The 11,398-nt window shown below is 53.3% G+C and carries 8 protein-coding genes and 1 pseudogene; 6 read left to right on the top strand and 3 right to left on the bottom strand.

Annotated elements, in window-relative coordinates; translation table 11 throughout:
• Positions 1-186: 186 nt before the first annotated feature.
• The 6 genes from caiT to caiE all read left to right on the top strand — a co-directional run bounded on the left by caiT (position 187) and on the right by caiE (position 7,269).
• The gene (caiT, locus tag JTI85_RS04690; RefSeq protein WP_048212731.1) at positions 187-1,704 is read left to right on the top strand and encodes an L-carnitine/gamma-butyrobetaine antiporter; all 1,518 of its coding nucleotides are present in this window, start codon (positions 187-189) and stop codon (positions 1,702-1,704) included.
• 34 nt (positions 1,705-1,738) lie between these two features.
• Positions 1,739-2,881, top strand: a complete 1,143-nt coding sequence (caiA, locus tag JTI85_RS04685) for a crotonobetainyl-CoA dehydrogenase (protein ID WP_005124373.1) — start codon at positions 1,739-1,741, stop codon at positions 2,879-2,881.
• 111 nt (positions 2,882-2,992) lie between these two features.
• Positions 2,993-4,210 (top strand): L-carnitine CoA-transferase, encoded by a 1,218-nt coding sequence (gene caiB, locus JTI85_RS04680; RefSeq protein WP_048212732.1) that lies wholly within the window; start codon positions 2,993-2,995, stop codon positions 4,208-4,210.
• Between the two features lie 62 nt (positions 4,211-4,272).
• Complete coding sequence (gene caiC, locus JTI85_RS04675; RefSeq protein ID WP_219352189.1) at positions 4,273-5,826, top strand: crotonobetaine/carnitine-CoA ligase; 1,554 nt, start codon at positions 4,273-4,275, stop codon at positions 5,824-5,826.
• Positions 5,827-5,880: 54 nt separating this feature from the next.
• The gene (gene caiD / locus JTI85_RS04670) at positions 5,881-6,666 is read left to right on the top strand and encodes a crotonobetainyl-CoA hydratase (protein ID WP_000004376.1); all 786 of its coding nucleotides are present in this window, start codon (positions 5,881-5,883) and stop codon (positions 6,664-6,666) included.
• Between the two features lie 6 nt (positions 6,667-6,672).
• Entirely contained in the window at positions 6,673-7,269 is a 597-nt protein-coding gene (gene caiE, locus JTI85_RS04665; RefSeq protein WP_219352187.1) for a carnitine operon protein CaiE, read from the top strand.
• A 76-nt stretch (positions 7,270-7,345) separates the two neighbouring features.
• Here caiE and caiF read toward each other — a convergent pair whose 3' ends face one another.
• From caiF to JTI85_RS21265, 3 genes and pseudogenes are all read right to left on the bottom strand, one after another.
• Positions 7,346-7,741 carry a carnitine metabolism transcriptional regulator CaiF gene (gene caiF, locus JTI85_RS04660; RefSeq protein WP_003018912.1) on the bottom strand — a complete coding sequence of 132 codons (396 nt, stop codon included), beginning with the start codon at positions 7,739-7,741 and terminating at the stop codon, positions 7,346-7,348.
• 273 nt (positions 7,742-8,014) lie between these two features.
• Entirely contained in the window at positions 8,015-11,242 is a 3,228-nt protein-coding gene (gene carB, locus JTI85_RS04655; protein WP_219352185.1) for a carbamoyl-phosphate synthase large subunit, read from the bottom strand.
• Between the two features lie 17 nt (positions 11,243-11,259).
• Positions 11,260-11,398 (bottom strand): annotated as a pseudogene (locus tag JTI85_RS21265) (carbamoyl-phosphate synthase small subunit); the annotation flags it as partial.

Genomic DNA, 11,398 nt, shown 5'->3' with positions numbered 1-11,398 from the left:
CAAAATAACTAGCATAAAAAAGTGTGACGCAGATAACAGAATCGCCCGAAATGAATACTCATTATGAGTTACTCACTGAGGCGACCCCAGAGGTTAAAAGTTATCAACAAATCATTAATAATAAATAAACAAACGTTCGTTCACGGGCTCGCTAAATAAATTTCGTTTTCACACTGGAATTCACTTATGAAAAATGAAAAGAGAAAATCGGGAATTGAACCGAAGGTTTTTTTTCCGCCATTAATAATAGTTGGAATACTTTGTTGGCTAACAGTAAGAGATCTCGATGCCGCTAATGTCGTTATTAATGCGGTATTCAGTTATGTCACCAATGTCTGGGGCTGGGCATTTGAATGGTATATGGTCGTCATGCTAGGCGGCTGGTTCTGGCTGGTTTTTGGCCCGTATGCCAAAAAGAAATTAGGCGACGAAAAACCGGAGTTTAGTACCGCCAGCTGGATCTTTATGATGTTCGCCTCCTGTACTTCAGCCGCGGTGCTGTTCTGGGGCTCCATCGAGATCTACTACTATATCTCTACCCCGCCGTTCGCCCTGGCGCCCAATTCCACCGGTGCGAAAGAGATAGGCCTGGCATACAGCCTGTTCCACTGGGGGCCGTTGCCGTGGGCAACCTACAGCTTCCTCTCCGTTGCCTTCGCCTACTTCTTCTTTGTGCGCAAGATGGATGTGATCCGTCCCAGCTCCACGCTGGTACCGTTAGTGGGCGAAAAGCATGCGAAAGGGCTGTTCGGCACCATCGTGGATAACTTCTACCTGGTGGCGCTGATTTTTGCGATGGGTACCAGCCTCGGTCTGGCGACGCCGCTGGTAACCGAGTGTATGCAATGGCTGTTCGGTATTCCGCATACGCTGCAATTAGATGCCATCATCATTACCTGCTGGATCATTCTGAACGCCATTTGCGTAGCCTGCGGCCTGCAAAAAGGGGTCAGGATCGCCAGCGACGTGCGTAGCTACCTGAGCTTCCTGATGCTGGGCTGGGTGTTTATTGTCAGCGGCGCCAGCTTCATCATGAACTACTTCACCGACTCGGTCGGCATGCTGCTGATGTATCTGCCGCGCATGCTGTTCTATACCGATGCCATCGGCAAAGGCGGCTTCCCGCAGGGCTGGACTGTTTTCTACTGGGCATGGTGGGTCATTTACGCCATCCAGATGAGTATCTTCCTGGCGCGTATTTCTCGTGGTCGTACCGTACGTGAACTGTGCTTTGGGATGGTGCTGGGCCTGACTGCTTCCACCTGGATCCTGTGGACAGTCCTTGGCAGCAATACCCTACTGCTGATGGATAAAAACATTCTCAACATCCCGCAGCTGATTGAACAACACGGCGTGGCGCGCGCCATTATCGAAACCTGGGCGGCCTTGCCATTCAGCACCGCCACCATGTGGGGCTTCTTTATCCTCTGCTTTATTGCCACCGTCACGCTAATTAACGCCTGCTCCTACACCCTGGCGATGTCCACCTGTCGCGAAGTTCGTGATGGTGAAGAACCGCCGCTGTTGGTGCGTATCGGTTGGTCCGTTCTGGTCGGCGTCATCGGCATCGTTCTGCTGGCGCTGGGTGGGCTGAAGCCCATTCAGACCGCAATTATCGCCGGAGGATGTCCGCTGTTCTTCGTCAACATCATGGTGACGCTGTCCTTTATTAAAGACGCCAAAGTGCACTGGAAAGACAAGTAATTCTTATTAACCCAATTGATCAAGAGGCTGAAAGATGGATTTCAACTTAAATGACGAGCAGGAGCTGTTTGTCGCCGGTATTCGTGAACTGATGGCCAGTGAGAACTGGGAAGCTTATTTTGCCGAGTGCGATCGCGACAGCGTCTACCCTGAGCGTTTTGTGAAAGCGCTGGCGGATATGGGCATCGATAGCCTGTTGATCCCGGAAGAACACGGCGGGCTGGAAGCCGGTTTTGTCACCGTTGCCGCCGTCTGGATGGAACTCGGACGTCTTGGCGCACCGACTTACGTGTTGTACCAATTACCTGGCGGTTTTAACACTTTTCTGCGTGAAGGTACTCAAGAGCAAATTGATAAAATCATGGCGTTCCAGGGAACCGGTAAGCAGATGTGGAACTCTGCGATCACCGAACCGGGAGCGGGATCGGATGTTGGTAGCCTGAAAACCACTTATACACGTAAAAATGGTAAGGTTTATCTTAATGGCAGTAAGTGCTTTATCACCAGTAGCGCCTATACCCCGTACATCGTGGTGATGGCGAGAGATGGCGCATCGCCGGATAAACCTGTTTATACCGAGTGGTTCGTTGACATGAGCAAAGCGGGTATCAAGGTCAACAAACTGGAGAAACTCGGTCTGCGTATGGATAGCTGCTGTGAAATCACCTTTGACGACGTTGAGCTGGACGAGAAAGACATGTTCGGTCGGGAAGGTAACGGTTTCAATCGCGTGAAAGAAGAGTTTGACCATGAACGCTTCCTCGTCGCGCTGACCAACTACGGTACGGCAATGTGCGCGTTTGAAGACGCCGCGCGCTACGCCAATCAGCGCGTGCAGTTTGGCGAAGCTATCGGCCGTTTCCAGCTGATTCAGGAGAAGTTCGCGCACATGGCGATCAAACTGAACTCCATGAAAAACATGCTGCTGGAAGCCGCATGGAAAGCGGATAACGGCACTATTACCTCGGGTGACGCGGCAATGTGCAAATACTTCTGCGCCAACGCGGCATTTGAAGTGGTAGACACCGCCATGCAGGTGCTGGGTGGCGTGGGTATCGCGGGTAACCATCGCATCACGCGCTTCTGGCGTGACCTGCGCGTTGACCGTGTTTCTGGTGGTTCTGACGAAATGCAGATCCTGACGTTGGGTCGTGCGGTATTGAAGCAATACCGTTAATCGACCCCTTGTAGGCCTGATAAGACGCTCGCGTCGCCATCAGGCAATTATGCCGGATGGCGCTGTGCTTATCCGGCATACATACCGCAAAAAAATGCCAGGAGCAAAATTATGGATCACTTACCAATGCCAACCTTTGGCCCACTTGCCGGGGTACGAGTTGTCTTTTCAGGGATCGAGATTGCCGGTCCGTTCGCCGGACAGATGTTCGCCGAATGGGGGGCTGAGGTTATCTGGATTGAAAACGTTGCGTGGGCCGATACCATCCGCGTACAGCCTAACTATCCGCAGCTCTCACGTCGTAACCTGCACGCCCTGTCGCTCAATATTTTCAAAGATGAAGGCCGGGAAGCGTTTCTGAAACTGATGGAAACCACCGATATCTTCATTGAAGCCAGTAAAGGCCCGGCCTTTGCCCGCCGCGGTATTACCGATGAAGTGCTGTGGGAACATAACCCGAAACTGGTTATCGCCCACCTTTCCGGCTTCGGCCAGTTTGGTACCGAGGAGTACACCAATCTTCCGGCTTACAACACCATCGCGCAGGCGTTCAGCGGCTATCTGATTCAAAACGGTGATGTTGATCAGCCGATGCCAGCCTTCCCGTACACCGCCGATTACTTCTCCGGGATGACCGCAACGACAGCGGCGCTGGCGGCTCTGCACAAAGTCCGCGAAACGGGTAAAGGTGAAAGCATTGATATCGCCATGTACGAGGTGATGTTGCGCATGGGTCAGTACTTCATGATGGATTACTTTAACGGCGGCGAAATTTGCCCACGCATGACCAAAGGCAAAGACCCGTATTACGCTGGCTGCGGCCTGTATAAATGCGCCGATGGCTATATCGTCATGGAGCTGGTCGGCATCACGCAAATCAACGAGTGCTTCAAAGATATTGGCCTCGCCCACATTCTTGGCACACCGGAAGTCCCGGAAGGCACCCAGCTTATCCATCGCGTGGAATGCCCTTACGGCCCGCTCGTGGAAGAGAAACTGGACGCGTGGCTGGCAACACACACCATCGCCGAAGTCCAGGCGCGCTTTGCTGAGCTGAATATCGCCTGCGCGAAGGTGCTGACCATTCCGGAACTGGAAGGCAACCCGCAGTACGTTGCCCGTGAATCGATTACTCAGTGGCAAACGATGGATGGTCGCACCTGCAAAGGACCGAATATCATGCCGAAATTTAAAAACAACCCAGGGAAAATCTGGCGTGGCATGCCGTCACACGGCATGGATACCGCCGCCATTCTGAAAAATATTGGATATAGCGAAGCAGACATAAATGAGCTGGTCGGCAAAGGCCTGGCCAGAGTTGAGGAATAAACGCGACGCGCTGACCCGCGAGTGGGTTAGCGCTCACGCCTGATTTCAGTGGATAAAGCAATATGGATATCGTTGGCGGACAAAACTTACGTCTGATGTGGGACGACCTGGCCGGGGTGTATGGAGATAAAACGGCGTTAATTTTCGAATCCTGCGAAGGAAACGTTCGGCAATTTAGCTATGCCTCGCTCAATGAAGAGATTAACCGCACGGCAAACCTGTTCCATTCTTTAGGGATCCGCAAGGGCGATAAGGTCGCATTGCATCTGGATAACTGTCCGGAATTCATTTTTTGCTGGTTTGGGCTGGCAAAAATTGGCGCCATCATGGTGCCGATTAATGCCCGTTTGCTGGGTGAAGAAAGCGCCTGGATCCTGCAAAACAGCCAGGTAAGCCTGCTGGTCACCAGCGCCCAGTTTTATCCTATGTACCGCCAGATACGGCTGGAAAATACCACACCGCTGAATCATATCTGTCTGATTGGCGAACAGCTTCCGGTTGATGACGGCGTGAGCCACTTTACCCAACTGCAATCCCGCCAGTCCGCCACGCTGTGCTATACACCTGCGTTATCCACTGACGATACGGCGGAAATTCTGTTTACCTCTGGCACCACCTCACGGCCTAAAGGGGTGGTGATTACCCACTACAACCTGCGATTTGCCGGCTACTACACTTCCTGGCAAATCGCCCTGCGCGATGATGACGTCTACATGACGGTAATGCCCGCTTTTCATATCGACTGTCAGTGTACGGCAGCCATGGCGGCATTCTCCGTAGGCAGCACCTTTGTGCTGTTGGAAAAGTACAGCGCCAGGGCATTTTGGGATCAGGTACGTAGATACCAGGCGACAGTCACCGAATGCATTCCGATGATGATCCGAACGCTGATGGTTCAACCCGCAGCGCCAACGGACAGACAGCATCGCCTGCGCGAAGTGATGTTCTATCTCAATTTATCCGAGCAGGAAAAAGACGCCTTTACCGAACGTTTTGGCGTCAGGCTGCTGACCTCCTACGGTATGACCGAAACCATCGTCGGCATTATTGGCGATCGCCCCGGAGACAAACGGCGTTGGCCCTCTATTGGCCGCGTGGGTTTTAGCTATGAAGCCGAAATCCGTGACGATCGCAACCGTCCCCTGCCCGCCGGAGAAATTGGCGAAATCTGCATCAAAGGCGTGCCGGGCAAAACCATCTTCAAAGAGTACTATGCCCAGCCGGAGGCTACCGCCAAAGCGCTGGAACCTGAAGGCTGGTTACATACCGGTGATTCGGGCTATCAGGATGCGGACGGTTTTTTTTATTTCGTCGACAGACGCTGCAACATGATTAAACGCGGCGGAGAAAATGTCTCCTGCGTCGAGCTGGAAAATATTATTTCTGCGCACCCAAAAATTCAGGACATTGTGGTTGTCGGTATTAAAGATTCAATCCGTGATGAAGCCATTAAAGCGTTTATCGTCCTTAATGAAGGTGAAACATTAAGCGAAGCCGAGTTCTTCAGCTTCTGCGAAAACAATATGGCGAAATTCAAGGTTCCCTCTTTTATGGAGATAAGAACCGACCTGCCGCGCAATTGTTCAGGAAAAATAATCAAAAAAAATCTGAAATAACCCTCCCGGTAGGAATTCCTCCTGCCGGGAAATCTATTTATCTGGAGATGAACTATGAGTGAATCATTACATCTGACCCGTAACGGCCCGATCCTGGAAATTACCCTCGACCGGCCTAAAGCCAATGCCATTGATGCCAAAACCAGCTTTGCCATGGGTGAAGCGTTTCTTAATTTTCGTGATGACCCGGAATTACGCGTAGCGATAATCACGGGCGGCGGCGAGAAATTCTTTTCTGCGGGCTGGGACTTAAAAGCGGCAGCTGAAGGTGAAGCGCCGGATGCCGATTTTGGCCCAGGCGGCTTTGCCGGTTTAACCGAAATTTTCGACCTCGATAAACCGGTCATCGCTGCGGTAAACGGCTATGCGTTTGGCGGTGGTTTTGAATTGGCGCTGGCGGCGGATTTTATCGTCTGTGCGGAAAATGCCAGCTTCGCGCTACCGGAAGCCAAGCTCGGGATCGTGCCTGACAGCGGCGGCGTTCTGCGTCTGCCGAAGCTACTGCCACCGGCTATCGTCAACGAAATGGTGATGACAGGCAGACGAATGAGCGCCGAAGAAGCGCTACGTTGGGGTATCGTCAACCGCGTTGTCAGCCAGAGCGAACTGATGGATAGCGCGCGCGAACTGGCGCAGCAGCTGGTGAATAGCGCCCCGCTGGCTATCGCCGCGCTGAAAGAGATTTATCGTGCGACCAGCGAAATGCCGGTAGAAGAAGGCTACCGTTACATCCGCAGTGGTGTGCTGAAGCACTATCCGTCGGTGCTGCACTCGGAAGATGCGCTGGAAGGACCACAGGCATTTGCGGAAAAACGCGATCCGGTGTGGAAAGGACGCTGATAACCGATGAGCTATTACGCCTTTGAAGGCCTGATTCCGGTAGTACATCCAGAGGCGTATGTTCATCCCAGCGCCGTGTTGATTGGTGATGTGATCGTGGGGGCTGGCGTCTACGTCGGCCCACATGCCTCACTGCGCGGTGACTATGGTCGCCTGATTCTGGAGGCAGGTTCTAACTTGCAGGATGGCTGCATCATGCACGGTTATTGCGACACTGACACCATCGTGCATGAGAATGGGCATATCGGCCATGGCGCAATCCTGCACGGTTGCGTGGTGGGCAGAGATGCGCTGATCGGCATGAACAGCGTCATTATGGACGGCGCAGTGATTGGTGAAGAGAGCATTGTCGCCGCCATGAGCTTTGTCAAAGCCGGCTTTCAGGGGGAGGCCAGGCAGATGCTGGTGGGCTCACCCGCTCGCGTATTGCGTGAAGTCACGGTTCAGGAACTGCACTGGAAACGGTTAAACACCAAAGAGTATCAGGATCTTGCGGTCCGCTGCCGGGCAGGTTTACGCGAAACGCAGCCATTAACGCGGGTCGAAGAACACCGGCCGCGCCTGAAAGGCACGACGGACGTAAAACCCAAATCAGCACAGTAATTGATGCCGGATGCGCTCACGCTTATCCGGCCTACGCGTCAACCACCGTTTATACCGCCATCAGGCAAACTGACAATTAGCGACGCATACTCTTGGAGAGCATCATCTGCCATTTCTGCTCACGGTTGAGCTCTGTTGGCGGAACGGCAGACAGCCGCGGCGTTTTCGCCACACTCACCTTTTTTTCCTGCAAATTGTGGCTCAATCGGTTGTAGAGGTGAGAATCAATACTGATGACTTTTACCAGACGCTGGCACTGGCAGCCCCGGCCTGCAATCTGATTAGGGATCATCTTAACTTCACAAACAATTTCTCCCACTTCCGACAGAATATAAGAGAGAGTATTAATTGCTTTGCAGTGCTCAATATCAAAATGGCGGGAAATTTCCTTTGCGGTTATCCAACGATCCTCAGCCATCATCCAGTCAGCAATTAACAAATAAAGCGGTCTTTCAACATATTTTTCACACATAAGCACACCATTTCACAAATTAAAAATCTGGCTACGGCCTGTCCAAATTAATAAAAACTAAGCCATATTAAAATTGTGGATATAAAGGATAGTATGCGACTTGAATGTTGATTAGTGTGAGCTATATCGTGCTTATTACATTGAAAATGTGGTTATGAAAGTGCATCTGGCCAGGAATGACCTTACGCGAATTTAAAAAAGGGTTTCTTTACAGAAACCCTTTCAAGATTATATTGCAGGTCAGGTTAACACAATTATCACCGAACCTATTTTTTATGACTTTTTGATCTGTGCGTGCATTTCCTGCACAGAGGTCACCTTCTCAGTGGCATCGGCATTCAGCGCCATCGCCGTCGCGAAACCGCCGTTCAGGGTAGTGTCATAATGCACTTTGTACTGCAGTGCGCTGCGGCGAATCAGCTTGGAGTCTTCAATCGCCTGACGCCCTTCGGTGGTGTTGATGATGTAAGTGTACTCGCCATTCTTGATACGGTCCTGAATGTGCGGACGCCCTTCATGCACCTTGTTCACCAGACGTGGATTGATACCCGCTTCGCCCAGCACAATCGCCGTGCCGTGCGTCGCATCCAGCTCAAAACCAAACTTCAGCAGTTTCGCCGCCAGGTCAACCACACGCTCTTTATCGCCTTCGCGAACGGAGAGCAGCGCACGACCCTGTTTTTTCATGGTGGAGCTGCTGCCCAGTTGTGCCTTAGCGAACGCTTCCGCGAAGGTACGGCCCACGCCCATTACTTCCCCGGTAGAGCGCATTTCTGGCCCTAACAGCGGGTCAACGCCCGGGAATTTGTTGAACGGCAGCACCACTTCTTTTACCGAGTAGTACGGCGGGATAACTTCTTTGGTTACGCCCTGCTGTGCCAGCGTTTTCCCGGCCATCACGCGCGCCGCAACTTTCGCCAGCGGTACGCCAGTTGCCTTGGAGACGAACGGTACGGTACGCGCCGCACGCGGGTTCACTTCAATCAGGTAAACTTCGTTATTCTTCACCGCAAACTGAACGTTCATCAGACCGCGAACCTGCAGTTCGAAGGCCAGTTTCTGCACCTGCTGACGCATCACATCCTGAATTTCCTGGCTCAGGGTGTACGCTGGCAGAGAACATGCGGAGTCACCGGAGTGTACGCCCGCCTGTTCGATGTGCTCCATGATGCCGCCAATCAGCACCATTTCGCCGTCGCAAATAGCGTCCACGTCCACTTCAACCGCATCGTCAAGGAAACGGTCCAGCAGTACCGGCGCATCGTTAGAAACGCTGACCGCAGTCTGGAAGTAGCGACGCAGGTCGGCTTCGTCGTAGACAATTTCCATAGCGCGGCCGCCGAGAACATACGACGGACGCACCACCAGCGGGTAGCCAATCTCTTTCGCCTTCTCAACAGCCTGTTCGATAGCCGTTACGGTAGCGTTCGCCGGTTGCTTCAGCTTCAGACGGTCAACCGCCTGCTGGAAGCGCTCACGGTCTTCCGCGCGGTCGATGGCATCCGGGCTGGTGCCGATAACCGGTACACCTGCAGCTTCCAGCGCACGCGCCAGCTTCAGCGGGGTCTGGCCGCCGTACTGTACGATGACGCCTTTCGGCTTCTCAATGCGCACGATTTCCAGTACGTCTTCCAGGGTTACCGGCTCAAAGTACAGGCGGTCGGAAGTGTCGTAGTCGGTAGAGACGGTTTCCGGGTTACAGTTGACCATAATGGTCTCGTAACCGTCTTCGCGCAGCGCCAGAGAGGCGTGTACGCAGCAGTAGTCGAACTCAATGCCCTGACCGATACGGTTTGGACCACCGCCCAGCACCATGATTTTATCGCGGTCGACGGACGGATTCGCTTCACACTCATCTTCATAAGTGGAGTACATATAAGCGGTGTCAGTCGCGAATTCTGCCGCACAGGTATCCACGCGCTTGTAGACCGGGTGCAGGTTATATTGGTCACGCAGTTTGCGGATTTCCGCTTCGCGAACGCCGGCCAGTTTTGCCAGACGCGCATCAGCGAAGCCTTTGCGCTTCAGTACGCGCAGGAAGTCAGCGTCGAGGCCGTTGATGCCAAGGTCAATGACTTTTTCTTCCAGACGCACCAGTTCTTCAATCTGCACCAGGAACCAGCGGTCGATGTTGGTCAGGTTGAACACACCATCGACGGACAGGCCAGCACGGAAGGCATCGGCGATGTACCAGATACGCTCAGCGCCAGCGTCTTTCAGCTCGCGACGGATTTTAGTCAGTGCTTCCGGGTCGTCCAGGCTGACTTTCGGGTCGAAGCCGGTCGCGCCGACTTCCAGACCGCGCAGCGCTTTCTGCAGCGATTCCTGCTGGGTGCGGCCAATCGCCATCACTTCGCCGACAGATTTCATCTGCGTGGTCAGACGGTCGTTAGCACCGGCGAATTTCTCGAAGTTGAAGCGTGGAATCTTGGTCACAACGTAGTCGATGGACGGCTCAAACGAAGCCGGAGTACGGCCGCCGGTGATGTCGTTCATCAGTTCATCGAGGGTATATCCAACAGCCAGCTTGGCGGCAACTTTCGCAATCGGGAAACCGGTGGCTTTAGAGGCCAGCGCCGAGGAGCGGGATACGCGCGGGTTCATCTCGATGACAATCAGGCGACCGTTTTTCGGGTTTACCGCAAACTGGACGTTAGAACCGCCGGTTTCCACGCCAATTTCACGCAGTACCGCCATCGAGGCGTTACGCATGATTTGATATTCTTTGTCAGTCAGCGTCTGGGCAGGTGCTACGGTGATGGAGTCACCGGTATGGATGCCCATCGCATCGAAGTTTTCGATGGAGCAGACGATGATGCAGTTGTCGTTTTTATCACGCACCACTTCCATCTCGTACTCTTTCCAGCCAATCAGCGATTCATCAATCAGCAGCTCGTTGGTTGGGGAAAGGTCCAGACCGCGTTCGCAGATTTCTTCGAACTCTTCGCGGTTGTAGGCGATACCGCCACCGGTGCCGCCCATGGTGAAGCTAGGACGGATAATGCACGGGAAGCCAACGTCAGCGGCAACCGCCAGCGCTTCTTCCATGGTGTGAGCGATGCCTGAACGCGCGGTGTCGAGACCAATTTTCTTCATCGCGATGTCGAAGCGACGACGGTCTTCCGCTTTATCAATAGCATCCGCCGTCGCGCCAATCATGGTCACGCCGAACTCAGCCAGTACGCCCTGGCGTTCCAGTTCCAGTGCGCAGTTCAGCGCTGTCTGACCGCCCATGGTTGGTAGCACCGCATCCGGGCGCTCTTTCTCAATGATTTTGCGTACCACTTCCCAGTGAATTGGCTCGATGTAGGTGGCATCGGCCATTTCCGGGTCGGTCATGATGGTTGCCGGGTTGGAGTTCACCAGAATAACGCGGTAACCCTCTTCACGCAGGGCTTTACACGCCTGGGCGCCGGAATAGTCAAACTCACACGCCTGACCGATAACAATCGGACCCGCGCCCAGAATCAGGATACTTTTTATGTCTGTACGTTTTGGCATGGCTCTTTTACTCCTGATTATTTCGCGGACTGACGGTATTGCTCAATTAACTCGATAAAGTGGTCGAACAGCGGTGCGGCATCGTGCGGACCGGGGCTCGCTTCCGGGTGCCCCTGGAAGCTAAAGGCTGGCTTATCAGTACGATGAATGCCCTGC

The sequence above is a fragment of the Citrobacter sp. Colony219 genome, assembly GCF_019382635.1.
Classification (GTDB): Bacteria; Pseudomonadota; Gammaproteobacteria; order Enterobacterales; family Enterobacteriaceae; genus Citrobacter; species Citrobacter youngae.
Note: the sequence above shows the minus strand (reverse complement) of the source record. Positions and strands in the feature narration are given on the sequence as shown.